The organism is Halostella limicola, from assembly GCF_003675875.1.
Classification (GTDB): domain Archaea; phylum Halobacteriota; class Halobacteria; order Halobacteriales; family Natronoarchaeaceae; genus Halostella; species Halostella limicola.
Genome location: NZ_RCDI01000001.1, coordinates 1,279,733 through 1,292,733, shown reverse-complemented (window position 1 = coordinate 1,292,733; position 13,001 = coordinate 1,279,733). Strand labels below are relative to the sequence as shown.

General features: G+C 67.3%; 24 protein-coding genes. All 24 read left to right on the top strand.

The window, feature by feature from the left end; translation table 11 throughout:
* Positions 1–120: 120 nt before the first annotated feature.
* The 24 genes from D8670_RS07590 to D8670_RS07475 are packed head-to-tail and all read left to right on the top strand — an operon-like array spanning position 121 to position 12,998.
* Complete coding sequence (locus D8670_RS07590; protein WP_121817451.1) at positions 121–1,029, top strand: putative RNA uridine N3 methyltransferase; 909 nt, start codon at positions 121–123, stop codon at positions 1,027–1,029.
* Positions 1,030–1,036: 7 nt separating this feature from the next.
* Positions 1,037–2,053, top strand: coding sequence for a 50S ribosomal protein L3 (locus D8670_RS07585; RefSeq protein ID WP_121817450.1), 1,017 nt, complete (start codon positions 1,037–1,039; stop codon positions 2,051–2,053).
* Positions 2,054–2,056: 3 nt separating this feature from the next.
* Positions 2,057–2,809, top strand: coding sequence for a 50S ribosomal protein L4 (gene rpl4p, locus D8670_RS07580; protein WP_121817449.1), 753 nt, complete (start codon positions 2,057–2,059; stop codon positions 2,807–2,809).
* Positions 2,806–3,063, top strand: coding sequence for a 50S ribosomal protein L23 (locus tag D8670_RS07575; RefSeq protein WP_121817448.1), 258 nt, complete (start codon positions 2,806–2,808; stop codon positions 3,061–3,063). The genes rpl4p and D8670_RS07575 overlap by 4 nt, the downstream gene beginning before the upstream one ends.
* Positions 3,064–3,065: 2 nt before the next feature.
* Positions 3,066–3,788, top strand: coding sequence for a 50S ribosomal protein L2 (locus D8670_RS07570; RefSeq protein ID WP_121817447.1), 723 nt, complete (start codon positions 3,066–3,068; stop codon positions 3,786–3,788).
* Positions 3,788–4,213: a 30S ribosomal protein S19 gene (locus D8670_RS07565; RefSeq protein ID WP_121817446.1), complete on the top strand. Its 426-nt coding sequence runs from the start codon at positions 3,788–3,790 to the stop codon at positions 4,211–4,213. The genes D8670_RS07570 and D8670_RS07565 overlap by 1 nt, the downstream gene beginning before the upstream one ends.
* Before the next feature lie 7 nt (positions 4,214–4,220).
* Positions 4,221–4,685 carry a 50S ribosomal protein L22 gene (locus D8670_RS07560; protein ID WP_121817445.1) on the top strand — a complete coding sequence of 155 codons (465 nt, stop codon included), beginning with the start codon at positions 4,221–4,223 and terminating at the stop codon, positions 4,683–4,685.
* Positions 4,685–5,635: a 30S ribosomal protein S3 gene (locus D8670_RS07555; RefSeq protein ID WP_121817444.1), complete on the top strand. Its 951-nt coding sequence runs from the start codon at positions 4,685–4,687 to the stop codon at positions 5,633–5,635. The genes D8670_RS07560 and D8670_RS07555 overlap by 1 nt, the downstream gene beginning before the upstream one ends.
* The gene (gene rpmC, locus D8670_RS07550) at positions 5,635–5,853 is read left to right on the top strand and encodes a 50S ribosomal protein L29 (RefSeq protein WP_121817443.1); all 219 of its coding nucleotides are present in this window, start codon (positions 5,635–5,637) and stop codon (positions 5,851–5,853) included. The genes D8670_RS07555 and rpmC overlap by 1 nt, the downstream gene beginning before the upstream one ends.
* Positions 5,853–6,248 (top strand): ribonuclease P protein component 1, encoded by a 396-nt coding sequence (locus tag D8670_RS07545; protein WP_121817442.1) that lies wholly within the window; start codon positions 5,853–5,855, stop codon positions 6,246–6,248. The genes rpmC and D8670_RS07545 overlap by 1 nt, the downstream gene beginning before the upstream one ends.
* Entirely contained in the window at positions 6,239–6,604 is a 366-nt protein-coding gene (locus tag D8670_RS07540; protein WP_121817441.1) for a 30S ribosomal protein S17, read from the top strand. Before D8670_RS07545 ends, D8670_RS07540 begins: the two co-directional genes overlap by 10 nt.
* Positions 6,604–7,002, top strand: a complete 399-nt coding sequence (locus tag D8670_RS07535; protein WP_121817440.1) for a 50S ribosomal protein L14 — start codon at positions 6,604–6,606, stop codon at positions 7,000–7,002. Before D8670_RS07540 ends, D8670_RS07535 begins: the two co-directional genes overlap by 1 nt.
* Entirely contained in the window at positions 6,999–7,355 is a 357-nt protein-coding gene (rplX, locus tag D8670_RS07530) for a 50S ribosomal protein L24 (protein ID WP_121817439.1), read from the top strand. Before D8670_RS07535 ends, rplX begins: the two co-directional genes overlap by 4 nt.
* Positions 7,352–8,056: a 30S ribosomal protein S4e gene (locus D8670_RS07525; protein ID WP_121817438.1), complete on the top strand. Its 705-nt coding sequence runs from the start codon at positions 7,352–7,354 to the stop codon at positions 8,054–8,056. The genes rplX and D8670_RS07525 overlap by 4 nt, the downstream gene beginning before the upstream one ends.
* Positions 8,053–8,583 carry a 50S ribosomal protein L5 gene (locus D8670_RS07520; RefSeq protein ID WP_121817437.1) on the top strand — a complete coding sequence of 177 codons (531 nt, stop codon included), beginning with the start codon at positions 8,053–8,055 and terminating at the stop codon, positions 8,581–8,583. Before D8670_RS07525 ends, D8670_RS07520 begins: the two co-directional genes overlap by 4 nt.
* Positions 8,576–8,758, top strand: coding sequence for a 30S ribosomal protein S14 (locus D8670_RS07515; protein WP_121817436.1), 183 nt, complete (start codon positions 8,576–8,578; stop codon positions 8,756–8,758). The genes D8670_RS07520 and D8670_RS07515 overlap by 8 nt, the downstream gene beginning before the upstream one ends.
* Positions 8,759–8,760: 2 nt before the next feature.
* Positions 8,761–9,153, top strand: coding sequence for a 30S ribosomal protein S8 (locus D8670_RS07510; RefSeq protein WP_121817435.1), 393 nt, complete (start codon positions 8,761–8,763; stop codon positions 9,151–9,153).
* Positions 9,154–9,155: 2 nt separating this feature from the next.
* Complete coding sequence (locus tag D8670_RS07505) at positions 9,156–9,689, top strand: 50S ribosomal protein L6 (RefSeq protein WP_121817434.1); 534 nt, start codon at positions 9,156–9,158, stop codon at positions 9,687–9,689.
* Positions 9,690–9,692: 3 nt separating this feature from the next.
* The gene (locus D8670_RS07500) at positions 9,693–10,403 is read left to right on the top strand and encodes a 50S ribosomal protein L32e (RefSeq protein WP_121817433.1); all 711 of its coding nucleotides are present in this window, start codon (positions 9,693–9,695) and stop codon (positions 10,401–10,403) included.
* Positions 10,396–10,845, top strand: a complete 450-nt coding sequence (locus D8670_RS07495) for a 50S ribosomal protein L19e (protein WP_121817432.1) — start codon at positions 10,396–10,398, stop codon at positions 10,843–10,845. Before D8670_RS07500 ends, D8670_RS07495 begins: the two co-directional genes overlap by 8 nt.
* On the top strand, positions 10,845–11,396 hold the full coding sequence (locus D8670_RS07490; protein ID WP_121817431.1) for a 50S ribosomal protein L18: 552 nt from the start codon (positions 10,845–10,847) through the stop codon (positions 11,394–11,396). Before D8670_RS07495 ends, D8670_RS07490 begins: the two co-directional genes overlap by 1 nt.
* The gene (locus D8670_RS07485) at positions 11,393–12,040 is read left to right on the top strand and encodes a 30S ribosomal protein S5 (RefSeq protein ID WP_121817430.1); all 648 of its coding nucleotides are present in this window, start codon (positions 11,393–11,395) and stop codon (positions 12,038–12,040) included. The genes D8670_RS07490 and D8670_RS07485 overlap by 4 nt, the downstream gene beginning before the upstream one ends.
* Positions 12,040–12,504, top strand: coding sequence for a 50S ribosomal protein L30 (rpmD, locus tag D8670_RS07480; RefSeq protein WP_121817429.1), 465 nt, complete (start codon positions 12,040–12,042; stop codon positions 12,502–12,504). The genes D8670_RS07485 and rpmD overlap by 1 nt, the downstream gene beginning before the upstream one ends.
* Positions 12,505–12,506: 2 nt before the next feature.
* A complete protein-coding gene (locus D8670_RS07475; RefSeq protein ID WP_121817428.1) occupies positions 12,507–12,998 on the top strand; it encodes an uL15m family ribosomal protein in 492 nt (163 codons plus the stop codon).
* Positions 12,999–13,001: the final 3 nt, after the last annotated feature.

Sequence of the window (13,001 nt, the reverse complement as noted above, 5' to 3'; positions counted from 1 at the left end):
TGATTCCCCGCTGAGACGCGTGTGAAGACTACTCAGGCACGGGACTGATCCGCTATTCTTTTAAGACCCCGACGGATAACATCGGCACAGTCTAGTGGCGAGGCGTCGAAGCGTCACGGCATGACTGTCAGCGTACTCGTGCCGTCGTCCCTCGTCCGGGAAGCCGAAGACAAACGCGAGGCAACTCGCAAGGTCGGCTACGTCGCCCGCGCGGCGACGGTGTTCCGGGCGGACCGCCTGACCGTCTTCCGCGACCGGGAAGGCGAGCGCAGGTGGGGCGGCGGGTTCGTCGAAACCGTACTGCGGTACGCCGCAACGCCGCCGTACCTCCGAAAGGAGGCGTGGGGCAAGCGGGACGAACTGGAGTACGCGGGCGTGCTGCCGCCGCTCCGCGCCGCGTCACAGACCGGCTCCGAATCGAACGGTTCGGGGTCGTTAAGACAGGGAATCGTGACCGAGGTCGGACCTGAAGGGCGCGTTCGGGTCAATTGCGGCTTGCAACACCCGATCTCCCTCGTCGTCCCTCCGAAAATGGAGGTCGACGAGGGGGAGCGCGTGACCATCAGGATCTCTTCGCGAGAGCCGGTCCGTGCGAAGATCGTCGATCGCCCCCTCCCGGGGCTGACGGTCGACCGCGCGGACCTGTCGGCAGCGCTCGGCCGTGAGGACGCTGGCATCCGAATCGCAACGTCGCGCCACGGTGAACCGCTCACCGTGTCGAGGCTCGGACGGCTGGCCGGACGGATCGAGGGCGACGGAATGACCGTCGCCTTCGGTTCGCCCGAGAGAGGGCTGCCGGAGATGATCGAGGGCCTGACCGTCGAGGACGTCAGGGCCTCCCGGACTCCCGACGAGGGAGCCGTTGAGACCGAACCGGCGGACGAGGCGGACGCCTCGCCCGCAGTCGAACCAGGCGCACCCGGCCGGTTCGACCTCTGGCTCAACGCGATTCCGAATCAGGGCAGCGAGGTCGTGCGAACGGAAGAAGCCATGTTCGCCGCCCTCGGCTGCCTCACACTCACAGAGTGAGACAACAATGCCACAACCAAGCAGACCACGCAAAGGCTCGCTGGGGTTCGGTCCGCGGAAGCGCGCGGAGAGTGAAGTTCCGCGCTTCAATTCGTGGCCGGACGACGACGGACAGCCTGCGCTTCAGGGTTTCGCCGGCTACAAGGCAGGCATGACCCACGTGGTGATGATCAACGACGAGTCAGACTCCCCCCGCGAAGGGATGGAGGAGACCGTCCCCGTCACCATCGTGGAGACGCCGCCCATGCGCGCCGTCGCCCTGCGAGCGTACGAAGATACAGCTTACGGAAAGAAGCCCCTCACGGAGGTCTGGACCGACGAGTTCCACGGTGAACTCGACCGCGTCCTCGACGTCCCCGAGGAGCACGACGCCGACGCCGCCGAGGACGAGCTCCGCGAGGCGCTCGACGCCGGCGACGTCGCCGACGTCCGGGTCATCACGCACACCGTGCCGGACGGCGTGCCGAGCGTCCCGAAGAAGAAGCCCGACGTGATGGAGACGCGAGTCGGCGGCGGGTCCGTACAGGACCGCGTCGACTTCGCGCTCGATCTCGTCGCCGACGGCGGCGAACACGAGATGAACGACGTGTTCCGCGCCGGCGAGTACGCCGACGTCAGCGGCGTCACGAAGGGCAAGGGCACCCAGGGCCCGGTTAAGCGCTGGGGCGTCCAGAAGCGGAAGGGCAAGCACGCCCGGCAGGGATGGCGGCGCCGGATCGGGAACCTCGGTCCGTGGAACCCCTCCCGCGTGCGCTCGACGGTCCCCCAGCAGGGGCAGACCGGTTACCACCAGCGCACGGAACTGAACAAGCGCCTCGTCGACATCGGCGAGGGCGACGACGCGTCCGTCGACGGCGGCTTCGTCAACTACGGCGAGGTCGACGGCCCGTACGCGCTCGTGAAGGGATCGGTCCCCGGCCCGGAACAGCGCCTCGTGCGTTTCCGACCGGCCGTCCGACCGAACGACCAGCCGCGCCTCGACCCCGAGGTGCGCTACGTCTCCACCGCATCGAACCAGGGATAAACAATGCAAGCAACCATTCGCGACCTGGACGGCGAGGACGACGGCACGCTCGACCTCCCCGAGGTCTTCGAGTCGGCCTACCGACCGGACCTCATCAAGCGCGCCGTGCTCGCCGCCCAGGCAAACCGGAAACAGGACTACGGCGCCGATGAGTACGCCGGCATGCGAACGCCCGCGGAATCGTTCGGTAGCGGCCGCGGTATGGCCCACGTGCCGCGCGAGAACGGGCAGGCGCGACGCGTGCCCCAGGCCGTCAGCGGCCGCCCGGCGCACCCGCCGAAGTCCGAGAAGGACCGCTCGCTGAACATCAACGACAAGGAACGGAAGCAGGCCGTCCGCAGCGCCCTCGCGGCGACGGCGGACCCCGAACTCGTCGCCGAGCGCGGCCACGAGTTCGACGAGGACCTCGACCTGCCGCTCGTCGTGGGCGACGCCTTCGAGGACCTGGTCAAGACCCAGGCGGTCGTCGACACCCTCGAATCGCTCGGCGTCCACGAGGACGTCGTGCGGGCCGACGAGGGCCGCTCCGTCCGCGCCGGCCAGGGCAAGACCCGCGGCCGGAAGTACCAGCAGCCGAAGTCGATCCTCTTCGTCACGTCGAGCGAGGCCGGCCCGTCGAAGGCCGCGCGCAACCTCGCCGGCGCGGACGTCGCGACGGCGGCCGAGGTCAACGCGGAGGACCTCGCCCCCGGCGCCGAGGCCGGTCGGCTGACGGTCTTCACCGAGAGCGCTATCGAGGAGGTGGCCGAGCGATGAGCCGAGACGTCATCGTTCACCCGCTCGTCACCGAGAAGGCGATGAACCAGATGGACTTCGACAACAAGCTCCAGTTCATCGTCGACCTCGACGCCGCCAAGCCGGAGATCAAGGAGGCCATTCAGGACCAGTTCGACATCGAGGTCGAGAAGGTCAACACGCAGGTCACCATGAAGGGCACGAAGAAAGCGACCGTCCGCCTCGCCGAGGAGGACGACGCCCAGGAAGTCGCTTCGCGCATCGGGGTGTTCTAACCATGGGACGCAGAATTCAAGGACAGCGACGCGGTCGCGGCGGCCCGACGTTCCGGGCCCCCTCGCACCGCTACAAGGCGGACCTGACGCACAAGAAAGCCGAAGACGAAGACGTGGTCGCCGGGACGGTCGTCGACATCGAGCACGACCCCGCCCGGAGCGCCCCCGTCGCCGCGGTCGAGTTCGAGGACGGCGACCGCCGCCTCATCCTCGTGCCCGAGGGCGTCGGCGTCGGCGAGGAGATCCAGGTCGGCGTCTCGGCCGAGATCAAGCCGGGCAACACGCTCCCGCTCGCGGAGATCCCCGAAGGGGTCCCCGTGAGCAACGTCGAGCGCCAGCCCGGTGACGGCGGCAAGTTCGCCCGCGCCAGCGGGACGAGCGCGGACCTCATCACGCACGACGTCGACGCGGCGGTCGTGCAGCTGCCGAGCGGCGAGGTCAAGCGCCTCGACCCCGAGTGCCGGGCGACCATCGGCGTCGTGGCCGGGGGCGGCCGCACCGAGAAGCCCCACGTCAAGGCCGGGAACAAGTACCACAAGATGAAGGCCCGCGGCACGAAGTGGCCGAACGTTCGCGGCGTGGCCATGAACGCCGTCGACCACCCCTTCGGTGGCGGCGGTCGACAGCACCCGGGCAAACCGAAGAGCATCTCCCGCAACGCCCCGCCGGGCCGCAAGGTGGGCGACATCGCGTCCCGACGCACGGGGCGCGGAGGTGACAACTAATGAGCGACTCCGAGTACCGAACCGGCCGTGAAGGTGAGTTCACCTACCGCGGTCACACGCTAGACGAGCTGCAGGACATGAGCCTGGAGGACGTCGCGGAACTGCTGCCCGCTCGACAGCGGCGAACCATCGAACGCGGCCTCTCCGTCCAGCAGGAGAAGCTCCGAGAGGAGGCCCGCGACAAGGGCGAGGAGGAGACGGCCAACGACCCCATCCGCACGCACCTGCGCGACATGCCGGTGCTGCCGGAGTTCGTCGGCCTGACCTTCGCCGTCCACAACGGTCAGGGCTTCGAGCGCGTGCAGGTCGAGCCCGAGATGATCGGCCACTACCTCGGCGAGTTCCAGCTCACGCGGACCTCCGTCGAGCACGGACAGGCCGGTATCGGCGCGACGCGCTCCTCGAAGTTCGTGCCGCTGAAGTGATACAACCATGGGAATCAACTACAGCGTCGACGCGGACCCGGACGAGACGGCGAAAGCCATGCTCCGGGAGCGTCACATGAGCCACAAGCACAGCAAGGCGATCGCCCGAGAGATCAAGGGCAAGACCGCCGCGGAGGCCGAGGAGTACCTCCAGGCGGTCGTCGACGGCGACCGCTCGGTCCCGTTCAAGTCCCACAACTCCGGTGTCGGCCACCGATCGGACATCGACGGCTGGGACGCGGGTCGCTACCCCGAGAAGGCCAGCGAGGCCTTCATCGACCTGCTCACCAACGCCGTCAACAACGCCGACAGCCAGGGCTTCGACGGCGAGTCGATGGTCATCGACCACGTCGCCGCCCACAAGGTCGGCGAGTCCCAGGGCCGCAAGCCCCGGGCGATGGGTCGCGCCTCGGCGTGGAACACGCCGGAAGTAGACGTCGAACTGATCCTGAAAGAGGAGGACGAGGAATAATGGCTGACGAACACCAGTTCATCGAAGACGGCCTGCAGCGTTCCCAGATCGACGAGTTCTTCGAAGACGAGCTCGGTCGCGCCGGCTACGGCGGGATGGACGTCGCGAAGACGCCGATGGGAACCCAGATCGTCCTCAAGGCCGAGAAGCCCGGGATGGTCATCGGTAAGGGCGGCGAGAACATCCGGAAGATCACGACGGCGCTCGAGGAGCGGTTCGACCTCGACGACCCCCAGATCGACGTTCAGGAGGTCGACGAGCCCGACCTGAACGCCCGGATCGTCGCCGACCGTCTGGCGAACGCCCTCGAACGCGGCTGGTACTTCCGGAAGGCCGGTCACACCACCCTCGAACGCATCATGGACGCCGGCGCGCTGGGCGCCGAGATCGTCCTCTCGGGGAAGGTCACCGGCGCCCGCTCGCGCGTCGAGAAGTTCAACGACGGCTACATCAAGCACAACGGCGAGCCCGCCGAGGAGATCGTCGACCACGGCCAGGGCGTCGCCGTCATGAAGCTCGGAACCATCGGCGTGGACGTCAAGATCATCCCGCCGGAGGCCCAGCTCCCCGACGACTTCCGCATCGAGGAGGACGCCGACATCGAGGACCTCGTCCCCGAGGACGTCGACGCCGACGAGGGCGTCGAGGCGCTCCTCGACGAGCCCGATGAGGGCGACGTCGAGGCGGACGCCGCCGAACCCGCGGCCGACGCGGACGAGGACGTCGCCGAGCCCGGCGAGGACGTCGTCGAAGAGGAGGTCGTCGAGGAGGCGGCCGCCGACTTCGAGGAGGAAGACGTCGAGGTCCCCGGCGGCGAGGACGAAGACATCGCCGAGGAGCTCGAAGAGCTCGACGAGGAAGTCGAGCAGGAAGCGGACGAGCTGATGGACGAGATGGAAGGCGAAGACGAGGCCGACGACGGCGACGAAGACGAGGGAGGTGACGCCTGATGGCGATCCTCTACGCCGAGGAGATCCGCGACATGACCCCCGCCGAGCGCGAGTCCGAACTCGAGGAGCTCAAGACCGAGCTGCTCAACGCGAAGGCCGTGCAGGCGGCGGGCGGCGCGCCGGAAGACCCCGGCCGCATCAGCGAACTCCGAAAGACGATCGCGCGGATCAAGACGATCCAGCGCGAGGAAGGCGACCTGAACGAAGACGAGGAATAATGGCACTGACACCCGAGACGCTCCCGCGTCACGAACTCAACGGCCTCCGCGTGGAGGTCGTGGACGCCCCGAACCCCGACCTCGTCGGGATAGCGGGGCGCATCGTCGTCGAGACGATGCAGACGTTCCACGTGGAAGACCGCGTGGACGGGGAGTCTCGGGTGCGGCAGGTGCCGAAACGGGGCTCGACGTTCGAGTTCGTGCTCACAGATGAAGCCGCCGCGTCCGCAAGGACCGCGGGGACTGCGTCGGAACCGGAGGGTGCCAGCGGGCATCCCGATGGTGCCAGCGGGCACCCCGGCGACGACGTGGCCCACGTTACGGTGGATGGAGCACGACTGCTCTCACGACCCGCCCTGCGAACAGAAGACACTGGAGATTCAATATGGCGTTAGGACTGAACGTACCGGAACCGGAGGAATCCTGCTCCGACGAGAACTGTCCGTTCCACGGAACCCTTTCCGTGCGCGGGCAGGTTCTCGAAGGAGAGGTGGCCTCCACCGACATGGACAAGACCGTGATCGTCGAGCGAGAGTACGACGTCACAGTGCCGAAGTACGACCGTTACATGAAGCGACGGTCGCGCGTTCCCGCCCACGCACCCGAGTGCATGGGGCTGGAAGTCGGCGACACGGTCCGTATCGCAGAGACACGACCGCTCTCGAAGACGAAGAGCCACGTCGTCGTCGAACAGATAGACAGCGAAGTCGCGGCCGCCGGCGCCGCCTCCGAACAGGGAGGTGACGACTGATGGAAGCGCTGAAGGCTGACGTGACCCAGGGCCTGGAGAAGGGCTCGCTCCTGACGTGCGCCGACAACACCGGCGCGCGGCAGGTGAAGATCACGTCCGTCGCGGGCTACTCGGGGACGAAGAACCGTCACCCGAAAGCCGGCGTCGGCGACAAGGTCACGATCTCCGTCACCAAGGGGACGCCCGAGATGCGTCGCCAGGTGCTGGAGGCCGTGATCGTCCGCCAGCGACAGACCATCCGTCGCCCCGACGGCACGCGCGTGAAGTTCGAGGACAACGCGGCCGTCATCATCGACGAGAACGAGGAACCCCGCGGGACCGAGATCAAGGGTCCCGTCGCTCGGGAAGTCGCAGAGCGGTTCGGAAGCATCGCGAGCACCGCGACGATGATAGTATGACACGACAACCACGCAAACAGCGAAACCAGACCGCGGAAGCACCGCTCCACGAGCGGCACAAGCAGGTCCGCGCGACGCTGTCGCCGGACCTCCGCGACGAGTACGACACCCGTCGCGTTCGCGTCAACGAGGGCGACGTCGTCGAGGTCATGCGCGGCGACTTCGCCGGCGAGGAAGGCGACGTCGTCAACGTCGACCTCAAGGACGCCGTCGTTCACGTCGAGGACGTCACGACCGAGACCGCCGACGGCGAGGAAGTGCCGCGGCCGCTCGACGCGAGCAACCTCCGCGTGACGGACCTCAACCTCGAAGACGACCGCCGCGAGGCACGTCTGGAAGGTGATGACGAATGACGAAACACCAGAAACGACTCTCAGTACCCAAGTCCTGGCCCGTCGAGCGGAAGACGGACACGTTCACGACGGCGGCCGGCGCGGGTCCCCACGGCGAGGACGGCGTGCCGCTCGTCATCCTCCTGCGGGACGTGCTCGGCTACGTCGACTCGAAGAAGGAAGCGCGCTACGCCCTCAACCAGGACGCGGTCCTGGTCAACGGCGACGCCGTCTCCGACGAGAGCATCCCGATCGGGATGTTCGACATCCTGGCGTTCACCGAGCGCGAGGAGTACTACCGCGTCTTCCCCGACGAGGGCGGTCGGCTCTCGCTGACCCCCATCGACGAGGACGCCGCGAACAGCAAGCTGGGCAAGATCGAGGACAAGCGCCAGATCCCCGGCGGCGAGACGCAGCTGAACCTCCACAGCGGTCAGAACCTGACCGTCGAGGACGGGAGCGACTACAGCGGCGGCGACTCGGTCGTCGTCGCCAACGAGGGCGGCGAGGTCGTCGCCCACTTCCCGTACGAGGAGGGCGCGCTCGTCACGGCCGTTCGCGGCCAGCACGCCGGCGAGATCGGCGAGATCGAGGAGATCCAGGTCACGCCCGGCAGCGGGTCGAACAACGTCGTCGTCGACACCGACGACGGTTCCTTCGAGACGATCGAGGAGTACGTCGTGGTCATCGACGAGAACTTCACCGGAGGTGACGACGAATGAGCGAGGCAGACGACGCCGAGTTCCACGAGATGCGTCGCCCGACCATCGAGAAGGTCGTCGTCCACATGGGCGTCGGCGAGGGCGGTCGCGAACTCGCCCAGGCCGAGGAGATCCTGGAGGACGTCGCGGGCCAGGAGAGCGTTCGCACGCAGGCGAAGGCGACCAACCCGGACTTCGGCATCCGCCAGGGCGACCCGATCGGCGCGAAGGTCACCCTCCGCGGCGACGAGGCCGACGAGTTCCTGTCGACCGCGCTCCCGCTCGCCGACGTGTCGGCGTCGCAGTTCGACGACACGGGCAACTTCAGCTTCGGCGTCGAGGAACACACGGAGTTCCCGGGCCAGGAGTACGACCCGAACGTCGGGATCTACGGGCTGGACGTCACCGTCAACCTGGTGCGTCCGGGCTACCGCGTCTCCAAGCGGGACAAGGCCACCCGGTCCATCCCGTCGAGTCACCGTCTCGACGCCGACGACGCCGTCGCGTTCGTCGAGTCGGAGTACAACGTAGAGGTAAACAATGAGTGAAAGCGAGAACGGAGCCGAAGCCACGGGCGAGCAGGCCAGCAAGCGCACCGAGCAGATGGAGCAGTGCCAGCGCTGCGGGCGCAAGCAGGGCCTCGTCGGGAAGTACGACATCTGGCTGTGTCGACAGTGCTTCCGAGAGGTCGCCCGGAGCATGGGCTTCAAGAAGTACCGATAACAATGACAGGTAACGACCCATTCAGCAACGCGCTCGCGGGGCTTAACAACGCCGAGAGCGTCGGACACCTGGACTACACGGTAGAGCCCGCCTCGAACGAGATCGGCAGCGTACTCGAAGTCCTGTACGACCGAGGGTACATCGACGGCTTCGAGTTCGTCGACGACGGAAAAGCCGGGAAGTTCGAGGTCGAACTGAAAGGAGCGATCAACGACTGTGGACCGGTCAAGCCCCGATACTCCGCGGGCGCCGGTGAGTTCGAGAAGTGGGAGAAGCGATTCCTCCCCGCCCGCGACTACGGGGCGCTCATCGTCACGACCAGCCACGGCGTCATGAGCCACTACGAGGCCCGCGAACAGGGCATCGGTGGCCAGGTCATCGCATACGTGTACTAACAATGCCGCGAACAGAACTACAGATCCCGGACGAGGTAAGCGCCGAGGTCGACCACCTCGACCTGACCGTCGAGGGGCCCGAGGGGAGCGTCACGCGACGCCTCTGGTACCCTGACGTGTCGGTCTCGGTCGACGACGGCGTCGTCGTCGTCGAGAGCGAGGAGGAGGACGCGAAGACCATGTCGACGCTCGGCACCTTCGAGAGCCACGTCGAGAACATGTTCCACGGCGTCGCCGAGGGCTGGGAGTACAAGATGGAAGTCTTCTACTCCCACTTCCCGATGCAGGTGAGCGTCGAGGGCAACGAGGTCGTCATCGAGAACTTCCTCGGCGAGAAGGCCCCTCGGCGCACGCCGATCCACGGCGACACCGAGGTCGAGGTCGACGACGAGGAGCTCGTGCTTCGTGGCCCCGACAAGGAGGCCGTCGGCCAGACCGCCGCGGACATCGAACAGACCACGCGCGTCACGGACAAGGACACCCGCGTCTTCCAGGACGGCGTGTACATCACCGAGAAGCCGACAGGAGGTGCCTGATAGATGGCAGACGACGAACTAGAAGAACTCGAAGACATCAGCGGCGTCGGCGCGAGCAAGGCCGACGCGCTCCGCGAGGCCGGTTTCGAATCGGTCGAGGACGTCAAGGGCGCGAGCCAGGACGAACTCGCCCAGGCCGACGGCGTCGGCAACGCGCTGGCGGCCCGTATCAAGGCCGACGTCGGCGACCTCGAGGTCGCCGAGGAGACCGAAGCGGAGATCGAAGACGAGACCGTGGAAGAGGACGCCGAGGCGGAGGACGTGGAGACGGAGCTCCGCCCGCGCGGCCTCTCCGAGAAGACGCCCGAGCTCTCCGAGAAGGAGGAGCGCCTCCTCGACGAGCGCCGGCGCGTCGGCAAGCCGAAGTTCAATCGGCAGGACCACCACAAGAAAAAGCGCGTGTCGACCTCTTGGCGGCGCCCCCGCGGACAGCTGTCGAAGCAGCGCAAGGGCGTCAAGGGCAAGGGCGACACCGTGGAGGCCGGCTTCCGGACGCCGATCGAGGTGCGCGGCAAGCACCCGAGCGGCTTCGAGGAGGTCCGCGTCCACAACGTCGACGACCTCGAGGGCGTCGACGGCGACCGCGAGGCGGTCCGCATCGCCTCGAAGGTCGGCGCTCGCAAGCGCGAGCGCATCGAGGAACAGGCGGAAGACCAGGACATCCGCGTGCTCAACCCGACGTACGTGGAAGTCGAGGTGACCGACGATGAGTGACCTGTCCGCACAGAAGCGACTCGCGGCCGACGTACTGGACGTCGGGAAGAACCGCGTCTGGTTCGACCCCGAGGCCCAGGGCGACATCGCGGAGGCGATCACCCGCGAGGACATCCGCGAGCTCGTCGACGACGGCACGATTCAGGCGAAGGAAGCGCAGGGCAACTCCCGGGGTCGCGCCCGCGAGCGCCAGCAGAAGCGCTCGTACGGCCACCAGACCGGACCCGGCTCCCGCAAGGGGAAAGCCGGCGCCCGGCAGGACCCCAAGGACGACTGGCAGGAACGGATTCGAGCACAGCGCGCCAAGCTGAAGGAACTCCGCGCCGAGGGCGAGATCACGTCCTCGCAGTACCGGGACCTCTACAACAAGTCCCGCGGCGGCGAGTTCCGCGACGTTCAGCGCCTGTTGAACTACATCGACGAACACTACGGTGAGCAATAATGGCGACAGGACCACGATACAAGGTGCCGATGCGGCGCCGCCGCGAGGTCCGGACCGATTACCATCAGAGGTTGCGCCTGCTGAAATCCGGGAAACCCCGGCTTGTCGCTCGCAAGAGCAACAAGCACACTACGGCGCAGCTGGTGTCCCCCGGCCCCGACGGTGACGAAACGATCGCGAGCGCGCACTCCAGCGACCTGGAGGATCACGGCTGGGAAGCCCCCACGGGCAACCTCCCCGCCGCGTACCTGACCGGCTTCCTCGCCGGCAAGCGCGCGCTCGACGCCGGTCTCGAGGAGGCGGTCCTCGACATCGGTCTGAACACGGCGACACCCGGCAACAAGGTGTTCGCCGTCCAGGAAGGTGCGATAGACGCTGGCCTCGACATCCCCCACAACGAGGACGTGCTGGCCGAGTGGCCGCGCAACCGCGGCGAGCACATCGCCGAGTACGCGGAGCAGCTCGACGAGCCCCTCTACAGCGGGGACTTCGACGCCACCGAACTGCCCGAGCACTTCGACGAAGTGCGCGAAACCCTGCAAGAGCTATGAGCAGCAACGACTACAACGACGGGTGGGAGCCCGTCACCCGGCTCGGCAAGCAAGTACAGGAGGGCGAGATCACGACGATGGAAGAGGCCCTCAACTCCGGTCTCCCGCTGAAGGAGCCGGAGGTCACCGACCAGCTCCTCCCGGGGCTCGAAGACGAAGTGCTGGACATCAACATGGTCCAGCGGATGACCGACTCCGGGCGACGCGTGAAGTTCCGCTGCGTCGTCGCCATCGGCAACCGCGACGGCTTCGTCGGCTACGCCGAGGGGCGCGACGACCAGGTCGGCGCGGCCATTCAGAAGGCCATCGGCATCGCCAAGCTGAACATCATCAACGTCTCCCGCGGCTGCGGGTCCTGGGAGTGCGGCTGCGGCCGACCCCACACGGTCGCGCTGCGCTCCACGGGCAAGGCCGGCAGCGTCGAGGTCGAGCTCCGACCCGCCCCACGCGGTCTCGGCCTCGCGGGCGGCGAGACGGTCCGTAACGTGCTCGAGCTGGCCGGCATCGAGGACGCCTGGACGCGCAGCTCCGGGAACACTCGCACCACGGTCAACTTCGCGAAGGCGACGTTCAACGCGCTCCGCAACACGGCGGAGGCGCGCGTCCCCCAGCACGCGTTCGAACAGCGAGAGGTGATCGAATGATGAAGGCTATCGTGCAACTCCGCGGCGAAGTCGACATGAGCGGCGACACGCAGGACACGCTCGAGATGCTCAACATCCACTCGGTGAACCACTGCGCGCTGGTTCCCGAGACCCCCGCGTACGAGGGGATGATCACGAAGGTCAACGACTACGTCGCCCACGGCGAGCCGAGCCAGGAGGTCGTCGAGACGCTCCTGCGCAAGCGCGCCGAGCCGCTCGAGGGCGACGCCGACGTCGACGACGAGTGGGTCTCGGAGAACACCGAGTACGACGACATCGAGTCGCTGGCGACGGCCCTGATCGACGAGGAGACGAAGCTCCGCGACGAGGGCCTCGCGCCGGCGCTGCGCCTGCACGCCCCGCGGAAGGGCCACGAGGGTATCAAGCACCCGACGAAGGAAGGCGGCCAACTCGGGAAACACACGACCGAGGAGATCGACGATCTCCTCACCGCGATGCGATAACAATGACCAGCAAGAAACGACGTCAGCGCGGGTCTCGCACCCACAGCGGCGGTAGCCACAAGAACCGCCGCGGCGCCGGCCACCGCGGCGGGCGCGGGCGCGCGGGACGCGACAAACACGAGTTCCACAACTACGAACCGCTCGGCAAACACGGCTTCAAGCGCCCTCAGTCGGTCCAGGAGGAGATCCTGGAGATCGACGTCCAGAAGCTCGACGAGGACGCCGTCGTCTACGCCGCCGACGGTCTCGCCGAAGAGACCGGCGACGGCTACGAACTCGACGCGCGAGAGATCGTGGAGGACGGGTACGAGGCCGACGCCGTGAAGGTGCTCGGCAACGGACAGGTCCGGAACCAGCTCACCGTCGTCGCCGACGCGTTCTCCGCGAGCGCTCGCGCGCTCATCGAGGAGGCCGGCGGCGAGGCAGTGCTCAGCGACCGGGCGGAAGAAGCCGAACCAGAAGACGTATCCCAAGGCGACGAAGACGAGGAGTAAGAC

Coding starts and splice junctions, on each gene's coding strand:
- rpmD (WP_121817429.1), top strand. CDS start 12,040: ATGAAGGCTATCGTGCAACTCCGCGGCGAAGTCGACATGAGCGGCGAC.
- D8670_RS07555 (WP_121817444.1), top strand. CDS start 4,685: ATGGCTGACGAACACCAGTTCATCGAAGACGGCCTGCAGCGTTCCCAG.
- D8670_RS07500 (WP_121817433.1), top strand. CDS start 9,693: ATGGCAGACGACGAACTAGAAGAACTCGAAGACATCAGCGGCGTCGGC.
- D8670_RS07485 (WP_121817430.1), top strand. CDS start 11,393: ATGAGCAGCAACGACTACAACGACGGGTGGGAGCCCGTCACCCGGCTC.
- D8670_RS07590 (WP_121817451.1), top strand. CDS start 121: ATGACTGTCAGCGTACTCGTGCCGTCGTCCCTCGTCCGGGAAGCCGAA.
- D8670_RS07525 (WP_121817438.1), top strand. CDS start 7,352: ATGACGAAACACCAGAAACGACTCTCAGTACCCAAGTCCTGGCCCGTC.
- D8670_RS07515 (WP_121817436.1), top strand. CDS start 8,576: ATGAGTGAAAGCGAGAACGGAGCCGAAGCCACGGGCGAGCAGGCCAGC.
- rpmC (WP_121817443.1), top strand. CDS start 5,635: ATGGCGATCCTCTACGCCGAGGAGATCCGCGACATGACCCCCGCCGAG.
- D8670_RS07535 (WP_121817440.1), top strand. CDS start 6,604: ATGGAAGCGCTGAAGGCTGACGTGACCCAGGGCCTGGAGAAGGGCTCG.
- D8670_RS07475 (WP_121817428.1), top strand. CDS start 12,507: ATGACCAGCAAGAAACGACGTCAGCGCGGGTCTCGCACCCACAGCGGC.
- D8670_RS07495 (WP_121817432.1), top strand. CDS start 10,396: ATGAGTGACCTGTCCGCACAGAAGCGACTCGCGGCCGACGTACTGGAC.
- D8670_RS07570 (WP_121817447.1), top strand. CDS start 3,066: ATGGGACGCAGAATTCAAGGACAGCGACGCGGTCGCGGCGGCCCGACG.
- D8670_RS07560 (WP_121817445.1), top strand. CDS start 4,221: ATGGGAATCAACTACAGCGTCGACGCGGACCCGGACGAGACGGCGAAA.
- D8670_RS07575 (WP_121817448.1), top strand. CDS start 2,806: ATGAGCCGAGACGTCATCGTTCACCCGCTCGTCACCGAGAAGGCGATG.
- D8670_RS07540 (WP_121817441.1), top strand. CDS start 6,239: ATGGCGTTAGGACTGAACGTACCGGAACCGGAGGAATCCTGCTCCGAC.
- rplX (WP_121817439.1), top strand. CDS start 6,999: ATGACACGACAACCACGCAAACAGCGAAACCAGACCGCGGAAGCACCG.
- D8670_RS07545 (WP_121817442.1), top strand. CDS start 5,853: ATGGCACTGACACCCGAGACGCTCCCGCGTCACGAACTCAACGGCCTC.
- rpl4p (WP_121817449.1), top strand. CDS start 2,057: ATGCAAGCAACCATTCGCGACCTGGACGGCGAGGACGACGGCACGCTC.
- D8670_RS07505 (WP_121817434.1), top strand. CDS start 9,156: ATGCCGCGAACAGAACTACAGATCCCGGACGAGGTAAGCGCCGAGGTC.
- D8670_RS07585 (WP_121817450.1), top strand. CDS start 1,037: ATGCCACAACCAAGCAGACCACGCAAAGGCTCGCTGGGGTTCGGTCCG.
- D8670_RS07510 (WP_121817435.1), top strand. CDS start 8,761: ATGACAGGTAACGACCCATTCAGCAACGCGCTCGCGGGGCTTAACAAC.
- D8670_RS07520 (WP_121817437.1), top strand. CDS start 8,053: ATGAGCGAGGCAGACGACGCCGAGTTCCACGAGATGCGTCGCCCGACC.
- D8670_RS07490 (WP_121817431.1), top strand. CDS start 10,845: ATGGCGACAGGACCACGATACAAGGTGCCGATGCGGCGCCGCCGCGAG.
- D8670_RS07565 (WP_121817446.1), top strand. CDS start 3,788: ATGAGCGACTCCGAGTACCGAACCGGCCGTGAAGGTGAGTTCACCTAC.